The 16,361-nt window shown below is 65.4% G+C and carries 18 protein-coding genes; 5 read left to right on the forward strand and 13 right to left on the reverse strand.

Going from position 1 to position 16,361, the window contains the following annotated elements; translation table 11 throughout:
* Positions 1 to 11: 11 nt before the first annotated feature.
* Together AB0L58_RS28135 and crtI are read right to left on the reverse strand one after the other, a co-directional pair.
* Positions 12 to 944 carry a phytoene/squalene synthase family protein gene (locus tag AB0L58_RS28135; RefSeq protein ID WP_364390937.1) on the reverse strand — a complete coding sequence of 311 codons (933 nt, stop codon included), beginning with the start codon at positions 942 to 944 and terminating at the stop codon, positions 12 to 14.
* Positions 941 to 2,467 (reverse strand): phytoene desaturase family protein, encoded by a 1,527-nt coding sequence (crtI, locus tag AB0L58_RS28140; RefSeq protein WP_364390939.1) that lies wholly within the window; start codon positions 2,465 to 2,467, stop codon positions 941 to 943. Before crtI ends, AB0L58_RS28135 begins: the two co-directional genes overlap by 4 nt.
* Before the next feature lie 394 nt (positions 2,468 to 2,861).
* Here crtI and AB0L58_RS28145 point away from each other — a divergent pair, with 394 nt between their 5' ends.
* Positions 2,862 to 3,893, forward strand: coding sequence for a polyprenyl synthetase family protein (locus tag AB0L58_RS28145; RefSeq protein ID WP_364390941.1), 1,032 nt, complete (start codon positions 2,862 to 2,864; stop codon positions 3,891 to 3,893).
* 178 nt (positions 3,894 to 4,071) lie between these two features.
* Here the strand turns inward: AB0L58_RS28145 and AB0L58_RS28150 are convergent, their stop codons facing one another.
* A complete protein-coding gene (locus AB0L58_RS28150) occupies positions 4,072 to 4,893 on the reverse strand; it encodes a cupin-like domain-containing protein (RefSeq protein ID WP_364390943.1) in 822 nt (273 codons plus the stop codon).
* Between the two features lie 421 nt (positions 4,894 to 5,314).
* On the opposite strand from AB0L58_RS28150, the gene AB0L58_RS28155 reads away from it, so the two are divergent.
* From AB0L58_RS28155 to AB0L58_RS28165, 3 genes are all read left to right on the forward strand, one after another.
* The gene (locus tag AB0L58_RS28155) at positions 5,315 to 6,829 is read left to right on the forward strand and encodes a hypothetical protein (protein ID WP_364390945.1); all 1,515 of its coding nucleotides are present in this window, start codon (positions 5,315 to 5,317) and stop codon (positions 6,827 to 6,829) included.
* A 57-nt stretch (positions 6,830 to 6,886) separates the two neighbouring features.
* Complete coding sequence (gene dtd, locus AB0L58_RS28160; RefSeq protein WP_364390947.1) at positions 6,887 to 7,318, forward strand: D-aminoacyl-tRNA deacylase; 432 nt, start codon at positions 6,887 to 6,889, stop codon at positions 7,316 to 7,318.
* A gap of 258 nt (positions 7,319 to 7,576) precedes the next feature.
* Positions 7,577 to 9,076 (forward strand): hypothetical protein, encoded by a 1,500-nt coding sequence (locus tag AB0L58_RS28165; RefSeq protein WP_364390949.1) that lies wholly within the window; start codon positions 7,577 to 7,579, stop codon positions 9,074 to 9,076.
* Here AB0L58_RS28165 and AB0L58_RS28170 read toward each other — a convergent pair.
* Entirely contained in the window at positions 9,073 to 9,234 is a 162-nt protein-coding gene (locus AB0L58_RS28170; protein ID WP_364390951.1) for a hypothetical protein, read from the reverse strand. The genes AB0L58_RS28165 and AB0L58_RS28170 overlap by 4 nt on opposite strands.
* 97 nt (positions 9,235 to 9,331) lie before the next feature.
* Here AB0L58_RS28170 and AB0L58_RS28175 point away from each other — a divergent pair, with 97 nt between their 5' ends.
* Positions 9,332 to 10,156, forward strand: a complete 825-nt coding sequence (locus AB0L58_RS28175) for a class I SAM-dependent methyltransferase (RefSeq protein ID WP_364390953.1) — start codon at positions 9,332 to 9,334, stop codon at positions 10,154 to 10,156.
* 507 nt (positions 10,157 to 10,663) lie between these two features.
* On the opposite strand, the gene map is transcribed toward AB0L58_RS28175, so the two are convergent.
* The 9 genes from map to rpsH form a co-directional block, all read right to left on the reverse strand.
* Positions 10,664 to 11,461, reverse strand: coding sequence for a type I methionyl aminopeptidase (map, locus tag AB0L58_RS28180; protein ID WP_364390955.1), 798 nt, complete (start codon positions 11,459 to 11,461; stop codon positions 10,664 to 10,666).
* A gap of 6 nt (positions 11,462 to 11,467) precedes the next feature.
* Complete coding sequence (locus AB0L58_RS28185; protein ID WP_364390958.1) at positions 11,468 to 12,013, reverse strand: adenylate kinase; 546 nt, start codon at positions 12,011 to 12,013, stop codon at positions 11,468 to 11,470.
* The gene (gene secY / locus AB0L58_RS28190) at positions 12,010 to 13,332 is read right to left on the reverse strand and encodes a preprotein translocase subunit SecY (protein ID WP_364390961.1); all 1,323 of its coding nucleotides are present in this window, start codon (positions 13,330 to 13,332) and stop codon (positions 12,010 to 12,012) included. Before secY ends, AB0L58_RS28185 begins: the two co-directional genes overlap by 4 nt.
* Positions 13,333 to 13,546: 214 nt before the next feature.
* A complete protein-coding gene (gene rplO / locus AB0L58_RS28195; RefSeq protein ID WP_364390963.1) occupies positions 13,547 to 13,990 on the reverse strand; it encodes a 50S ribosomal protein L15 in 444 nt (147 codons plus the stop codon).
* Position 13,991: 1 nt separating this feature from the next.
* Entirely contained in the window at positions 13,992 to 14,171 is a 180-nt protein-coding gene (rpmD, locus tag AB0L58_RS28200; RefSeq protein WP_062983142.1) for a 50S ribosomal protein L30, read from the reverse strand.
* Positions 14,171 to 14,836, reverse strand: a complete 666-nt coding sequence (gene rpsE, locus AB0L58_RS28205; protein WP_364390965.1) for a 30S ribosomal protein S5 — start codon at positions 14,834 to 14,836, stop codon at positions 14,171 to 14,173. The genes rpmD and rpsE overlap by 1 nt, the downstream gene beginning before the upstream one ends.
* Before the next feature lie 31 nt (positions 14,837 to 14,867).
* Entirely contained in the window at positions 14,868 to 15,275 is a 408-nt protein-coding gene (gene rplR / locus AB0L58_RS28210; RefSeq protein WP_364390967.1) for a 50S ribosomal protein L18, read from the reverse strand.
* 2 nt (positions 15,276 to 15,277) lie between these two features.
* A complete protein-coding gene (gene rplF / locus AB0L58_RS28215) occupies positions 15,278 to 15,817 on the reverse strand; it encodes a 50S ribosomal protein L6 (protein ID WP_364390969.1) in 540 nt (179 codons plus the stop codon).
* A 14-nt stretch (positions 15,818 to 15,831) separates the two neighbouring features.
* On the reverse strand, positions 15,832 to 16,230 hold the full coding sequence (rpsH, locus tag AB0L58_RS28220) for a 30S ribosomal protein S8 (protein WP_062983150.1): 399 nt from the start codon (positions 16,228 to 16,230) through the stop codon (positions 15,832 to 15,834).
* Positions 16,231 to 16,361 lie beyond the last annotated feature (131 nt).

Consider the following 16,361-nt stretch of genomic DNA (forward strand, 5'->3'; position numbering starts at 1 on the left):
CTGCCCGCGGGTCATGAGCTGCCGGTCCAGGCCCCGCGTGCCTGCGCATACGCCGGCAAGGCGATCCGCAGCCGGGTGGGAAGACTCACCGACACGCGACGGTCGAGCACCTCGTACCCGGCGTCCTCGACCGCTTCCAGGATCCCGCCGTAGAGTCGATATGCGACCTCTATGCAGGGACGGCTGGTGGGGTCGAGCATTCGGATGCCGCCGACGGCATATGCGTAAATCCGTCGGGTGCGGTCGATTTCGAACCGCAGGAGTTCGCGCACTGCCGAGTTGACCCGTGGCTGAGCGAGATCGTCACGGGTGACACCGAACTGCTCGAGATCCACGCCCGGCAAATAGACTCGGCCGCGTTCGAGGTCTTCGGCGACATCGCGGATGAAGTTGGTGAGTTGGAAGGCCTCGCCCAGGGCTCTCGCGCGGGGATAGGCCTCATCGCACAGCGGTCCGAGGATGGGCACCATCTGCAGGCCGATGACCGCGGCCGAGCCGTACATGTAGCCGACGAGATCCTCGTAGGCCGGATAGTCCGTCACGGTGAGGTCTGCGGCCATCGAATCGAGGAAGGCGCCGACGGTGTCGAGCGGAATATTCCAGCGGCGCAAGGTATGCCGTAGCGCGGTGGTGACCTCCGCGCCCGGGGCGTCCGGGTCGGCTTCGACGTCGTCGGCGAGCTGGGTGAGCACCTGCTTGGACCAGACCTCGAATTCGGCCGCGCGTGCGTCGGCAGGCCCGCTGTCGACGATTTCGTCGGCGTAGCGGGCGAATCCATAGAGCGCATGCACATACGGCCGCTTCCACGGCGGCAACAGCAGGGTCGCCAGATAATACGTGCGCCCGTACCGGGCGTGCAGGCGGCGGCAGCGGGCATATGCATTGCGGAGCGCGGGGTCGGTGATTCCGGCAGCGTCGAGGAGGCGGCGGTCGGTGGCGTTCATCGAGGCACTCCCGACCGAGGCCGCGCCCCCGGCCGTCCGGTGATCCGCTGGGCCGCGAGCCGACCGCTGATCAGGGCCATGGGCACACCAACGCCGGGATGCGTTCCCGCCCCGGCGAATACGATGTTCTCACCGACCAGATTGGCGGTGCGGAAGGGGCCGGTCTGGCGCATGGTGTGGGCGGCGCTGAACGGGGTACCGGCCGGACAGTCGAGTTGTTGCCAATCGTGCGGTGTGAGCACGTGTTCGAATTGGGGACGCTGCGCGAGCTCGGTATAGCCGTGTTCGTTCAGTGTTTTCATGACCTGGTCGCGATAGCGGGGCCCGTCTCGGGTCCAATCCTGATGCCCGGTATCGGAATTGGGAGTGGGGAACAGCACGTAATAACTCTGGCAACCGTCCGGCGCCAGCCCGGGGTCGGTGACCGAGGGCACGCTGACCAGGAAGGCGGGGTCGCTCATCAGCTCCCCGTCCCGGATGATCTCGTCGAAGCACTGCCGCCACGAGTCACCGAAATGGATGTTGTGGTGGGCAGGTACCGGCCCGCCGGTGTCACCCCCTGCGGCTCCCGCGAGCAGCAGGAAACACGACGGCGAGTATTTGATTCGTCTCAGGCGGCGGGGCTCCCGGCCGAGAAGCCGGGGAAATGCCAGCGCCGGGTCGACGGTCACGATGACGGCATCGGCCGGAATGCGTTCTCCCCCTTCGGTGATCACCGCACGCGCCCGTCCGTGCAGCGATACCTCGATCCGCTCCACGGTGGTGTCGTAGCGCAAGCGCACGCCGTGGTCGGACGCCGCGTCCGCGAGTGCGACGGGCAGAGCGTGCATTCCGCCTTTGGGCAGGAATACCCCGGCTTGGGTGTCGAGGTAGGAAATGATCGAGTAGAGCGCGCGCGCTTGATGCGGTGCGACGCCCGCATACAGCGCCTGGAACGAGAACAGGCGAATGGTGCGCGGATCACGAAGATACTTACGGACTTTGGCGTCCATGTTCCGGAACGCGCCCATCGCCACGAGCCGGGCGAGTGCCGGCAACGACAGGTCGAACGGCCCGTCGATATTACGATCGATGAAATCGGTGAATTCACAGGCATACAGGCGTTGCAGGAACGAGACGAATCGCCGATAGCCCTCTGCCTCACGGGAGCCGCAGACACGGGTGATCTCCTCGGCCATGGCATCGAGGTCGGCGAGTGCGTCCAGCGTCGACCCGTCGCTGTAGTGGGCCCGGTAGGCCGGGTGTACCGGGAGCAATTCGAGTCGGTCGTCGATATTCTCGCCGACAGCCGCGAAGGTATCGGCTATGAGGTCCGGCATGGTGAGCACGGTCGGCCCATTGTCGAACGAGTACCCGCCGACGGTGAACACGCCCGCTTTGCCACCCGGTTGCGCACTCTGCTCGAGGACGGTGACCGAGCGCCCCGCGCCGGCGAGATGGATTGCGGCGGACAGACCGGCGAGGCCGGCGCCGACGATCACGACATTATCGACGTGGCCGGTCACCGTGCGTGGTGAGCGCATCGCGCCCTCCTCCAAGTAACAAGAACGCCGGGGTACTCCCCCGGCCGGTGATCACACATAGTAGGGCGCTCGACGGTAGCGCGCTCGACGAGCGAGAGCCCATTCCCCACGGACACAACGCTGTTGGGGCTCACCTGTGCGAATCGTCGTGGCGGTGCGAGTCCGGCCCCGGTCGAGGTCGTCGCCGAGAAGCCCCGCAACCGGTGTGGTGGCCCGCCGGTCCAACCGATGGCGGGTCCAATTCACCGCTGTCGCCAATCAGCTAACAGGCAGGGAACTCCGGCGCGCAGTACACTCCCCGTGATCGAGACAACGGGTCGCCGGCTGTCCACGGCCCGCAGTCGGGCCATGGGCCGCAGCCTCCCGATCACCAGCGAGAATCGAGACCGGACTGATGACTACGGTGCCCCTGACCACAGTCCCGGACCCCCACTCCACCGGCATCCTGGCCACGGCCCGCGCGGCGTGTGACCCGCTGCTGCGGCGTGTGATATCCGAACTGCCGCAACCGATACGACTCATGGCCGGATACCACTTCGGCTGGTGGGACTCGCAGGAACGACCGATCGACGGACGATCAGGTAAAGGACTGCGGGCCGCACTGGTGTTCGCTGTGACCGCCGCCTGCCGGGGCGACCGAGCCGCGGCAGCGCCCGCGGCAGCCGCAATCGAGCTGATGCACAATTTCACCCTCATCCACGACGATGTCATGGACGCCGACGAACTCCGCCACGGACGCGCCACCGTGTGGAAGGTATGGGGCCGCGACGCAGCCCTGCTACTCGGAGATGCGTTGCACGCGTCGGCGATTCGCATGGTGTTGGATGTCCCTGCGCCCGCGGTGGGCCAGGCGGTGGCCCGGCTCGAGGACGCCGCCATCGAGCTGTGCCGGGGACAATTCGAGGATTACGCCTTCGAGTCGCGCAAACACGTCGACGTCGACGAGTACCTGCACATGGTGATGGGCAAGACCGGATCGCTGATGGGGGCCGCCTGCGCGCTCGGCGCACTCTGTGCGGGCGCCGGGGTCGGCCTGGTCTCCGCGTACGACACCTTCGGCCGCGAACTGGGCATGGCATTCCAGTTCACCGACGACATCATCGGAATCACCGGAGACGCAGCGGTAATCGGCAAACCAGTCGGCAACGACCTGGCACGACGCAAGCGAACCCTGCCCGTAATCGCGGCCCTGCAGACCGGCCATCGCGCCGCAGCCGAACTGGCAGACCTCTACGCGTCCGGTAAACCCTTCAGCACCGAGGACATCACATACGCCACCGAACTCGTCACAACCTCCGGTGGTTTGCACCAGACCCAGGCACATGCCGACGCGAGAATGCAAGCGGCGATCGACGCCCTGCCCACCGCGCTCGCCACCCCGGAACTTCATGCGTTGACCCGAGCCATCACACACCGAGCTCGATGAGAGTGCCGAAAGCCGCCGATACGCGGGGTCATCCTCCCGTCACCGTTCTGACATCGCGTTCGCGCCACGGCGCGGACAACTCGGTATCAGTCATGGCCTGGTCAGCTCGGCCCAGGGCGAAAACATCGCCCACCACCAGCGAATCCGATGCGCCCGCGGCAGCTCGCGATCCCGGATGTCACTTCCGCTTGCGGAACCTGCCCACGATGCCGTCGACAATGCGCAGCACGCCACGCACCGCCATCGGGAAGAAGGCCGCCTTCATGAACTCGAGGTAGCTCGGGTTATAGCGCGCGACGTACGAGATCGCCGGATCCACGGATTCGACCTGGTGCCACCAGAACATCGGGATGTAGAGGATGTCACCGGTCTCGAGGACCACGTCGTAGTAGGAGGCCTCCCCCAGCTTCGCGAAGCTGTGCACATCCGGGTCGAACTCGTCGGGGAGCCCGGTGTAGGGGGCCGAAACATTCATCGGTATCCGGCCGTACACATTGTGGTACTCGTTCGGCGGAAACAGCCGGACCCGCTTGCGGCCGTGCAACTGAATCAGCAGGCCGTGCCATGGATCATTGTGCAGCGGTGTCAGATTGCCCTGCTGGCCGATCCACACACTGCTCGCCGCCGAGCTCTGCTGCCGGGTGCCGACGCGCGAGGGCAGCTGATCGGCGAGCGGCTGCGGGTCGGCGGCGGCACGCGAGTAGTAGTTCTTGCCCGGCTTCGGCTCGTCGAAAACGGCTTCCATGACATCGCGGTATTCGAGCACCTCGACCGGCGATGTTTCCTGCGTGAACACATTGGTCGTACTGGTCAGCGCGGCCACTTTCTGGCTGCCGTATTTCTCACGCAGTGCTTCCGGCTGAAATTCCTCGAATACCGGCCAAGTTGTTGCGACACCACGGAATACGACCGGAGTCTGCGCATCGAAGACGGCTTCGAGTTGGAAATCCCGATCGGGTACGACCAACCCTTGTTGCCCGCCCTTCGACGGACTCACCACGTCCCGAACACTCCGACCGACCCATAGTACGAAGCTGGCTAGGAAAATAGGGGCCAGCGTGACCGGCCTCTCATCGTAACCCTTAGTCATATCCCCACATCTTCTAAGAGAACTGGTGCAGTGCTGCAACTTTCGTTTACTCACCACGCCGTGAGCCGACCCTATCGACAAGCTGGAGTCTACCGCCCCAAACCATGCCCACCCCTGGGAGTACCCTGGCAATTCCCTGACCCCACCCCCGTCCCGATCTCCGCGAAGATCGAGCCGACGACGTCTTCCGTCCGTGGTGTCGGCAATGGCCTGAGCGGCGCCAATCGCGGCACCCGCGCTCGCGCATCGGCCCATCACTCCCACGACCGGCAACAAGCGGTGCGGCTCGGTTCGCCTAGTCTTGGTGCGATGCCGATTTCAGGAGAATGTCGTGGCCGACCTGCCTGACGATTTCGCTACGGTGCGCGGACTCCTCCGGACGCGGTTCGCGTCGACAGACACCATCACAGGTATCGACACAGTGGGGCGTTACGTCGCGCCGGGAATTATTCAGGTAGTGGTGATCGAGCAACTTCGCACCGCCGAGGCCGTCACTCCCGACCGGCTCGACCAGTGGCAGATCGATACCACCGAACTCTTCGAACTGGCCGAGGCGAACACCCGCGCCGCCGGTCGCCTCGAGATCGAATGGCGGAACTACAACGATGCGCACTTCGCCATTCTGAGTGGCGCGGACTCCGCGAGTGCGCACTCGAAGTGGCTCGGCGAGTATCCGATAATCGGCACGTATGGAGCGCTTTTCGTCATTTCGCACGAGGGCAACATCTACGCACATCCGATTGTCGGGCCGAATGCGCTGACGGCGCTCATCCTGCTCGGCAAGGTGGCCGCCAACACCTATCGCAGCGAACCGCGACCCATCAGCCCGGCGGTCTACTGGTGGCGGGACGGGGAGATCGGCCTGGCCGCCATTACCGAGCGCGATCCCGATCACAATGTCGAGGTGCGCCCGACCCCGGAACTCGAGGCACTACTGACCAGCCTGGCGGTGACCCGCGAGTTCGCCGTGCTGCCCGCCGACGAGGTCGATACCGCGCTCGACGCGCTGGAACAGTACGAGCGGATGTGCACTGCCCCGGACCACAGTGCGACCCCACCCGCCGTCGACGACCTCGTCGACGAAATCAACCGCAACGGCGGCGCCGTCGGATTCATTGCGGCCGTCACGGATTCCCGTGGCGCGGTACTGCGCACGTGGGGACCGAACCGGGCCCACCATCTGCTCGCGGTACTGAAGCTCACCAAGAACCGCGACCTCGCCGTGCTCGACGTCGAGACCGGGCACCTCTACGACCCCCGCGGGCACGTCGAGGTCCGCGTGACCGTCGGTGACGGTCGGTCACTGCCCTACCTCACGCCCGCATTGCTCGAGGACTTCGTGGTCGCCGCCGCCGACCCGGACGACCCGTTCCTGGTCGTCGCACGCGCGGACGGCACCTACATCCAAACCCGCCGCCACGAGTGGGTCTACGAAATCGAGCACCAGGCCGGATCCGCGTCGGAACATTTTCGCGTATACACCTTGCGACACAAGATCGTTCGCGATGTCATCTGGGCGTGGGCCTGCAACGACCCGTCGTGGACGGTCGCGGTGCGATGGCGGCCGGTCGATCCCACCTCGCCAGGCATCGAGGCGGCCTCCGGGCTGGAAATCCTGCAGGACGAACTGTCCTCCGCCGGTTCCGATCTCTCGCCCGACGCACTCGCACTCCTCGATACCTTTCTGGCAGTGCGTGATACGCCGATGCCGTCGATGGATCTCGTATCCGAGCGCGATAACCTCGCGATCGACCCGGCGACCCTGCGCGACCTGGCGTCATCGCATACCGAAGAGGCACTCCGGATCGACGAAGTCGAGACGACAGACGACCCCGACGAGAACTGAGGCCGGTCCTACCGGTGCACCCGGGATCCGCGATCACCCGGGTGCGAGGATCGACGCATGCGAGTTCTGGTGCAGCGCGTATCCGCCGCGCAAGTGACCGTCGACGGACGGACCGTCGGCCGGATCGAACCGAATCCGCAGGGCCTGGTCACCCTGGTCGGCGTGACGCATGACGACACCGAAGCCACCGCGCAGGCCCTGGCGGACAAGGTGTGGCGGTTGCGCATTCTCGAGGGGGAACGTGCCGCCGCGGATCTGCATGCGCCCATTCTCGTGGTCAGCCAGTTCACCCTCTACGCCGATACCGCCAAGGGGCGGCGGCCGTCCTGGTCCGCCGCCGCACCCGGCCCCGTCGCCGAACCACTGGTCGAGACCTTCGCGCGGGCGCTGCGCGAGCTCGGCGCTACCGTCGCCACCGGACAGTTCGGCGCGCATATGCAGGTCGAACTGGTCAACGACGGTCCGGTGACATTGCTGCTCGAGGGCTGAAGGCATCCACCCGAGCGCAACCACCCCTGACAGCTTCGCGCACCGCTGATCTGCGCGCCGACACCCGCGAAGCACGCGAAACCGCGACGGCGTCCGGGAGCTCGGTCGGCACGACTGTCAACAGGTCGATCGTGGCGGCAGCGGTCGCCGGTGGATTGCCTGCTCATTCCGGCCATTTCTATGGCAAACTCGGTCGAGCAGAATGCGGCCGCTCGACGACCGTGACGCGCGGAAGGTGAAGCGGGAGTTGAGGTCGCCATGGATCTGAGTGCACTCGAGCGTCGGGTAGCCGAGGATCGTCGGGCAGCCATCGACCGGACGGTCGAGAACGAATTGCGTTTGGCTACGTCGCTGTGCGACCTCGCCAAGGCCCTGGCCGCCACCAAGAACGGCCCTGGCCGGAACCGGACGGCCGAGGCGCTGGCGCCGTCGCAGGAGTCCGTCGGTATCCGGCTGCACTGGCTCGCCGCCGGTCGCGTCACGGCCGAATTCGCGGGCGAAGTCCAGGATGCGCTGCGCGTCTTCGAGCAGGCGACCCGGCACATCGGTCACCGGGAGCTCGCGGCGAGCACCATTCGCAATGCCTGCCACACCTATCGCCAGGTGTCGCGAACACATCCGCAGGTGGCCGCGGTCTGCGCGGACGGGCTGTCGAAGTGCGGAGTGTGGCTGTGTCGCCTCGACCCCAAGGCCGCCGTCGCCGCCAGCGAGGATGCGGTGCGCATCCGCAGCGCGCTGTTCGCGGCGAATCCGGATCAAGCCGGAAAGTACCTCGCCAGCCTGAATATGCTGCTGCGCACCCTCATGGTCGGCCGCCAGCGCAAACAGGCCGTCGCGATGTACCGGGAGCGGTATGCCGCGCTGACCTCACCGGAGATGACGGCACGGCTGCGCGAAACCCGGATCGAGGATATCGATCTCACGAATAAGACCTTCACCGCGCTCACCAAACTCGAAGCCCGGACCTTGCAGCGCGCGGGACATCTGACCCAGCAGCAGATTCTGTACCAAACCTCCGGCGATCTCGCCACGATCGAGGAGATCAACTGGAAGCTCGCACTGGTCGGCTTGAAGCCGCTCGCCGCGGGTGCCCTACCCGATCCCCCGTCCCGACCGGTGGAAATCGGTGCGACCTTCGGTGCGTTGAGTGTCCGCTGCAGCGCACGCGACGCCGTCGCCCAGGTCCGCGCCGCGATCATCGCGGCCTACGCCGCCGACAACGCCCGCCAGGTCGACCGCTCGGCCGTGCGCGGCGCACACGAAACGCACTGGCATACCTTCGATCCCGAATTGAATTCGGCCGATTCCCTCGGCGACGATGTGGTGCTGATCGAACAGCCGTACGGCGGTTCGGTTGTCGTCATGAGCCTGAAGTGGGAGATCGCCTCGGTCGGCAAACACCCACTGGCACGACACCTTTCCACGCGTTGGTCGGTGTTCAGCGTTACCGCGAACGAGAAGATGTCCTACGAACTGTGCCGATACGACGACGGTGTGGCCACCCAATACGCCGCGCTGGGTCGCCCGAGCGGGCAAGCCCCGCTCGATACGCCATTGGCGCCGTTGGACTTCGCGGCCCTGGCCGACTACGGCGCGGACTACGCGTCCGAAACGCAGGTCCGGGCCGCCTTCGGTAATACCGATATGTTCGCGAAACTCACCCACCTGCCCGCCAGCGGCATCCGGCAAGCGGCACTGGCCATTCCGCTCGCCGACTACGGCGACAACGTCCTGTTCTTCCGCGGCAACGGCAGTTAACCGGATACTTCCCAATGGGTTTCGGTGCGATCGAGCACAGCCTCGATCGCGGTTTCCAGCATCGTGGCGAGTTGCTCGGCCCGGACGCCATCGGCCGCGGGGGCGTGATCGAGCACGAATGCGTAACGGCCGTCGTCGGGCAGGTCACGCCAGAGCATGAACTGTTCGAGTATGCCGCGCGGCCCGAACTTGGAGTGGCCCTGGTGAATGGTGATCGGCCTGCGTCGGCGCGGACGGGCGCGGTACCGTCGTCAGGTGCGGGACTTCGGGCAATCCACTGACGAAACAACGAATCCGACCCAACTCCGCGCCGCGCGTGCCGCCTCGTTCGGCGCGCATGCCGCGGCATACGCCGAGCATCGCCCCGACTATCCCGCCACGGGCATTCGGTGGGCACTGGAACCGGTTGGTGCGTCGGCCGCACCGGTCGTCCTCGATCTGGGCGCAGGCACCGGCAAACTCACCGAGGGATTACTCGCGGTCGGCGCGGACGTCATCGCCGTCGAACCCGATGCCGCGATGCGCGCCGAACTGGTCCGCAGATTTCCCGCGGTGACCGCATCCGCCGGTGCGGCAGAGGCGATCCCATTGGCCGATGACTCGGTGGATGCCGTGCTGGTCGGACAGGCATTCCACTGGTTCGATCAGGCGCGGGCATTTCCGGAGATCGCGCGGGTATTGCGCGGCGGCGGCGTCTTCGCCGCCCTGTGGAATGAGGACGACCTCGGTGTCGAATGGGTCGCGGGGTTACAGAAGGTAGCGCGCACGGCCGCGTCCTTCCCACCCCCGCGGCCGCAGCCCGCACCGCTGCCCGCACATCCACTGTTCGAGAACTTCGAGCGAGCCGACTTTCCGCACCGTCAGCGCCGGACCGCCGAATCCCTCACCGCGACCATCGGCACGCATTCGCACACGCTGGTCATCCCCGCACAGGCACGCGGCGAACTGCTCGAACGGATCTCCGACTACCTGCGCTCCAGGCCCGAGACCGCGACGGGCGAATTCGATCTCCCCATCCGCACCGAGATCGTCCGCGCCGTACACCGTCTCGCGGATGGCCCGACACCGCAGCCGAATTGAGCCGCTCGACCGTCTAGCGGAAGCCGCTACCTACGCATAGTGCCGCACACCCCGCAGCACGGCCCCTGAACTGTGCGGAGACCGCATCGCAGGGCCGACAACGCCCATCGGCCGACCACGGTTCCCCGCAGAACTACGCAATGCCACAACGGAATTCGAGTAGCGATCTACTCGGGTGAGCACCCCTCCCCCGGCCATACGCTTCTTCCATCGTTGCAGTTCGGTACGAATCGGAGGAGAAATCATCGCCACTGTGGTTGCGGTCGATCCCCTGGATGACCCCCGAGGTGCGGTAAGACGCACGAGCGCGGGTGCAAGGAACGACGTCACCGATCCAGCGCGAGCTGGGTAACGTCAGGGCAAACGGCGGACGCATTGTGTCCGAAGCCGCTGAGTACCAGACATTTACGACCTGCGGGCGTCGGTGCGGCTCGGCTCCTCGCCGCGCGACGTCACCGAACCTGGAGTCGGATAGCGTGGCCGACCACTGCACACGGCACGGTGTACCTATTCAGGCCGCACCGTCAGAATCCGCGGCCCATCCTCGGTCACCGCAACCGAATGTTCCCAGTGCGCGGCCCGGCTACCGTCCAGCGTCACCACGGTCCAGTCATCGTCGAGCACCTTCGTCTGCGTCGTGCCCAACGTCAACATCGGCTCGATCGCGAGCACCGATCCCACCACCAGTTTCGGCCCCTTGCCCGGCGCACCCTCATTGGCCAGGAACGGGTCCATATGCATCTCCCGCCCGATGGCGTGCCCACCGTAACCGTCGACGATGCCGTAGGACCGGCCGTGTTCCTTTTCGGCCGCGCGCGTGCCCAATTCGATGGCATGCGAGACATCAGTCAGCCGGTTACCGGGCAGCATGGCCGCGATACCCGCCTCCATCGACATCTTGGTGGCATCGCTGAGCAGTTGATCGGCCTCGATGATCGGACCGACGCCGAACGTCCAGGCCGAATCACCGTGCCAGCCTTCGAGAATCGCGCCACAGTCGATCGAGACCAGATCACCTTCGACCAGGATCTCCGACGATGTCGGAATCCCGTGCACCACACGGTCGTTGACCGACGCGCAGATCGAACCCGGAAAGCCGTGATATCCCTTGAACGACGGCACGGCGCCGGCATCGCGGATCACCTGTTCGGCGATCTCATCCAACTCCAGGGTGGAAACACCGGGCTTGGCCGCCGCGCGCACCGCGACGAGGGCGCGGCCGACAATCGCACCGGCCGCCGCCATCGCATCCAGCTCGCTTGCCGTCCGGAACGGCACGACCTTCTTCTTGCGGTTGAAGACCATCCGGCCTCAGTGTCCCAGTGCGCGCAGCGCGCGTGCATTGACCTCGTCGATCTCACCGACACCGTCGACCGAGACGACAAGACCGTCGTAGTGCTCGAGCAGCGGCTCGGTCTCCTCGCGGTACACCCGAAGCCGGTTGCGGATCACGTCCTCGTTGTCGTCGGCGCGACCACGCGCCATCATCCGACTGACCACGGTCTCCTCGGGCACGACGAAGCACAGCACCGCGTCGAGCTTCTTATCCATATCCGCGAGGATCTTCTCCAGCGCATCGGCTTGATCGACCGTGCGCGGGTAGCCGTCCAGCACAAAGCCATTCGCGGCATCCGGCTCGGCGACCCGAGCCTCGACCATGCGGTTCGTCACATCGCTCGGCACCAGATCGCCCGCGTCGATGTACTTCTGCGCTTCCCGGCCCAGCGGCGTCTGGGCGGAGATATTGGTGCGGAACAGGTCCCCGGTGGAGATGTGCGGGACACCCAGCTTGTCCGACAGGAGATCGGCCTGGGTGCCCTTGCCGGCTCCCGGCGGTCCGAGCAGTACAAGTCTCACTTGAGGAACCCTTCGTAATTTCGATTCATCAGCTGGCTTTCGATCTGCTTCACGGTGTCCAAGCCGACGCTCACCATGATCAGCACCGCGGTGCCACCGAACGGAAGGTTCTGGTTGCCACCGGAGGCGCCGATATCGAGGAACAGATTCGGGAGGACGGCCACGAGACCGAGGTAGATCGAGCCGGGGAGGGTAATGCGGCCCAATACGAAGTTGAGGTAGTCGGCGGTCGGCTTACCGGGGCGATATCCCGGAATGAAGCCACCGAACTTCTTCATCTCGTCAGCGCGTTCCTCCGGGTTGAAGGTGATCGCGACATAGAAGTAGGTGAAGAACACGATCAGACCGAAGTAGATCGCGATGTAGACCGGGTTGCCCGGGTTCACCAGGTATTTCTGGATGATCTCCTGCCACCAACTCGGGTTGGGGTTGTTCTTCGACGATGTCAGCTGCGCAACCAGATTCGGCAGATACAGCAGCGACGATGCGAAGATCACCGGGATAACACCCGCTTGGTTGACCTTCAGTGGCAGGTAGGTCGAGGATCCGCCGTACATCTTGCGGCCGACCACGCGCTTGGCGTACTGCACCGGAATCCGGCGCTGGCCCTGCTCGACGAAGATGACCGCGGTGATGATGGCCAGCGCGGCGACGCAGACCAAGCCGAAGACCAGGCCGCCGCGGTTGTCCAGAATGGCCTTGCCCTCGGACGGGATTCGGGCGGCGATACCGGCGAAGATCAGCAGCGACATGCCGTTGCCGATGCCGCGCTCGGTGATCTGCTCGCCGAACCACATGACCAGCGCCGCACCGGCGGTCATCACCAGCACGATGATGACCATGCCGAAGATGCTGGTGTCGGCCAGGATGTCCTTCTGGCAGCCCTGCAGCAGCTGACCGCGGGCCGCGAGCGCGACCAGACCGGTGGCCTGCAGGATCGCCAGCGCGATCGAGAGGTACCTGGTGTACTGCGTCATCTTGTTCTGGCCGGACTGGCCTTCTTTACGCAGTTCTTCGAAGCGCGGGATGACAACGGTGAGCAGCTGGATAATGATGCTCGCGGTGATGTAGGGCATGATGCCGATCGCGAAGACCGACAACTGCAGCAGCGCACCACCGGAGAACAGGTTGATCAGCTGATAGATACCGGCGGAATCACCGCCGGAGACCAGGTCGATGCACTCCTGCACGCTTTTGTAATCGACACCAGGGGACGGCAGCGCGGCACCCATGCGGTACAGCGCGATCAACCCCAGCGTGAAGAGAATCTTCCGCCGTAAGTCCGGAGTCCGGAAGGCCGATACGAAGGCGGAAAGCACAGATCCTCCTGGCGAACGACATGGTCATGCCACGGATATAGAAAATCCATGACGAGGCTTGGCAGACAACAATTGAACTCTAACAGTGGCACCGGCGGCGTGAGCTCAGTGCCCGGAGGCGGCAGCTCGCGTAACCACGTAGGGCACGCGAGCGCCGCCGATCGGACACTGTCGAGCTCTTCACTCGTCCGATGCCACTATCTGCAGAGTACCGTCAGCCCAGCTCGGTGACGGTGCCACCGGCCGCGGTGATCTTCTCCTTGGCGGCGCCGGTCACCTTGTCGACGGTCACCTGGACCGCGACGCCGATCTCGCCATCGCCGAGAACCTTCACCAGCTGGTTCTTGCGAACCGCACCGGCTGCCACCAGCTCCGCCTTGCCGACCGCGCCGCCCTCGGGGAAGAGCTTGGCGATCGCGCCGACGTTCACGACCTGGTATTCCACCCGGAACGGGTTCGTGAAGCCCTTGAGCTTGGGCAGCCGCATGTGAATCGGCATCTGCCCACCCTCGAAGGCGGCCGGGACGTTCTTGCGTGCCTTGGTGCCCTTGGTACCGCGGCCCGCGGTCTTGCCCTTGGAGCCTTCACCGCGACCCACGCGGGTCTTCTCGGTCTTGGCGCCGGGAGCCGGACGCAGGTGATGCAACTTGATGGTCATGTCAGACCTCCTCAACTGTTACGAGGTGGCGCACGACGTTGATCAGCCCACGGTTCTGCGGATTGTCTTCCCGAACCACGGTCTGGCGGATCTTGCGCAGGCCGAGCGTACGAAGGCTCTCCCGCTGGTTCGCCTTGGCGCCGATCGACGACTTGATCTGGGTCACCTTGAGATCTGCCATTACCTGGCACCTCCCGCTGCCTGAGCGCGCGCACGCAGCATGCCCGCCGGAGCGACATCCTCGAGCGGCAGGCCACGGCGAGCCGCGACCTCTTCCGGACGCTGCAGCATCTTGAGCGCCGCAACGGTCGCGTGCACGACGTTGATGGCGTTGTCGCTACCGAGCGACTTCGCCAGAATGTCATGGATACCAGCGCATTCCAGCACCGCGCGAGCCGCACCACCGGCGATCACACCGGTACCGGGCGATGCCGGACGCAACATGACCACACCGGCCGCCGCCTCACCCTGGACCGGGTGGGTGATGGTCGAGCCGATCATCGGGACGCGGAAGAAGCCCTTGCGAGCCTCCTCGACACCCTTCTGGATGGCCGCGGGAACTTCCTTGGCCTTGCCGTAGCCGACGCCGACCAGACCGTTGCCGTCGCCGACGATCACCAGGGCGGTGAAGCTGAAGCGACGACCACCCTTCACGACCTTGGAGACACGGTTGATCGCGACTACGCGCTCGAGCTGGTTCTTGTCGGTCTGCTGGTCACGACGGTCACCACCGCCACGGCGATCGCGGCCACCGCCGCGGCTGTCGCGGCTGTCGCCGCCACCGGCGGCACCGTTCTGCTGTCCGGCGGGTCCGCTGCCGCCGTCACGCCTCTGACGTCCCGGCATCAGACGTTCCTTCCGTAAATGTTTGCAGTCATCAGAACTTCAACCCACCTTCGCGAGCGGCATCGGCCAGCGCCGCGATGCGGCCGTGGTAGTCGTGGCCACCACGGTCGAATACGACAGCCTCGATGCCCGCGGCCTTGGCGCGCTCGGCCAGCAGTTCGCCGACCTTCTTGCTCTTGGCCGACTTGTCGCCGTCCAGCGCACGCACATCGGCCTCGATGGACGACGCGGCGGCAATGGTCTTGCCGATCGAGTCGTCGACCAGCTGCGCATGCAGGTGACGCGAGGAGCGGTTGACCACCAGGCGCGGACGCTCGGTGGTGCCGACGACCTTCTTGCGCAGACGGAAGTGACGGCGGGTCTTCGACAGACGACGCGTCGTCGACACGTCCTTGCCACGCGGAATGCGCTTGGCCTTCTGATTTTCGGTTTGCGCCATGATCACTTACCCGTCTTTCCGACCTTGCGGCGAACGACCTCGCCGGCGTAGCGGATGCCCTTGCCCTTGTAGGGATCGGGCTTACGCAGTCCGTGGATGACAGCGGAGATCTGGCCGACCTTCTGCTTGTCGATTCCGGACACCGAGAACTTGGTGGGCGATTCCACCGCGAAGGTGATGCCCTCCGGGGCCTCGATCGGCACCGGGTGTGAGTAGCCGAGGGCGAACTCCAGGTTGGAGCCCTTGGCCGCGACGCGGTAACCGACGCCGAAGATTTCCATCTTCTTCTCGTAGCCCTTGGTCACGCCCTCGATCATGTTCGAGACCAGGGTGCGGGTCAGGCCGTGCAGCGAACGGTTCTGGCGCTGGTCGTCCGGGCGGGCAACCTCGAGCTGGCCGTCCTCACCCTTGGTGACGGTGATCGGCTCGGCGACGATGTGGGTCAGGGTGCCCTTGGGACCCTTCACCGACACGTTCTGGCCGTCGATGGCGACCTCGACACCGGCAGGAATGGCGATGGGCTTCTTACCAATACGCGACATTTGTCCTACCTCCCTTACCAGACGTAGGCGAGGACTTCGCCGCCCACGCCCTGCTTGGCCGCCTGACGATCGGTGAGCAGACCGGTCGACGTGGAGATGATCGCCACGCCGAGGCCGCCCAGGACCTTGGGCAGATTGGTGGACTTCGCGTACACACGCAGACCCGGCTTCGACACGCGACGCAGGCCCTGCAGGCTGCGCTCACGGCTGGGGCCGTACTTGAGGTCGACGACGAGGGTCTTGCCCACGGTCGCATCCTCGGTCCGGTAGTCGGCGATGTAGCCCTCGCGCTTGAGGATCTCGGCGATATTCGCCTTGAGCTTCGAGTGCGGAGCCTTCACCTGATCGTGGTACGCCGAGTTGGCGTTGCGCAGACGTGTCAGGAAGTCTGCGATCGGATCAGTCATGGTCATGGTTCGACCTTGACACCTTTCTCGCTGCGGTTCCCATGCAACACCGGCACCCCGATGGGCATGCCAGCCGTGGGCCTACAGCAATTCGGCGGTCCGGCCGACACTTGCCGACCGGATTGAGTTCTCATATG

The sequence above is a fragment of the Nocardia sp. NPDC052112 genome (assembly GCF_040680135.1).
Classification (GTDB): Bacteria; Actinomycetota; Actinomycetes; order Mycobacteriales; family Mycobacteriaceae; genus Nocardia.

Bases quoted from the DNA above. Each gene is read 5' to 3' on its own strand.
- rplF (WP_364390969.1), bottom strand. From the start codon at position 15,817: ATGTCGCGTATTGGTAAGAAGCCCATCGCCATTCCTGCCGGTGTCGAG.
- dtd (WP_364390947.1), top strand. From the start codon at position 6,887: ATGCGAGTTCTGGTGCAGCGCGTATCCGCCGCGCAAGTGACCGTCGAC.
- rplR (WP_364390967.1), bottom strand. From the start codon at position 15,275: ATGGCGCAAACCGAAAATCAGAAGGCCAAGCGCATTCCGCGTGGCAAG.
- rpsE (WP_364390965.1), bottom strand. From the start codon at position 14,836: ATGCCGGGACGTCAGAGGCGTGACGGCGGCAGCGGACCCGCCGGACAG.
- rpmD (WP_062983142.1), bottom strand. From the start codon at position 14,171: ATGGCAGATCTCAAGGTGACCCAGATCAAGTCGTCGATCGGCGCCAAG.
- rplO (WP_364390963.1), bottom strand. From the start codon at position 13,990: ATGACCATCAAGTTGCATCACCTGCGTCCGGCTCCCGGCGCCAAGACC.
- rpsH (WP_062983150.1), bottom strand. From the start codon at position 16,230: ATGACCATGACTGATCCGATCGCAGACTTCCTGACACGTCTGCGCAAC.
- AB0L58_RS28145 (WP_364390941.1), top strand. From the start codon at position 2,862: ATGACTACGGTGCCCCTGACCACAGTCCCGGACCCCCACTCCACCGGC.
- crtI (WP_364390939.1), bottom strand. From the start codon at position 2,467: ATGCGCTCACCACGCACGGTGACCGGCCACGTCGATAATGTCGTGATC.
- AB0L58_RS28170 (WP_364390951.1), bottom strand. From the start codon at position 9,234: ATGCTCTGGCGTGACCTGCCCGACGACGGCCGTTACGCATTCGTGCTC.
- map (WP_364390955.1), bottom strand. From the start codon at position 11,461: ATGGTCTTCAACCGCAAGAAGAAGGTCGTGCCGTTCCGGACGGCAAGC.
- AB0L58_RS28165 (WP_364390949.1), top strand. From the start codon at position 7,577: ATGGATCTGAGTGCACTCGAGCGTCGGGTAGCCGAGGATCGTCGGGCA.
- AB0L58_RS28135 (WP_364390937.1), bottom strand. From the start codon at position 944: ATGAACGCCACCGACCGCCGCCTCCTCGACGCTGCCGGAATCACCGAC.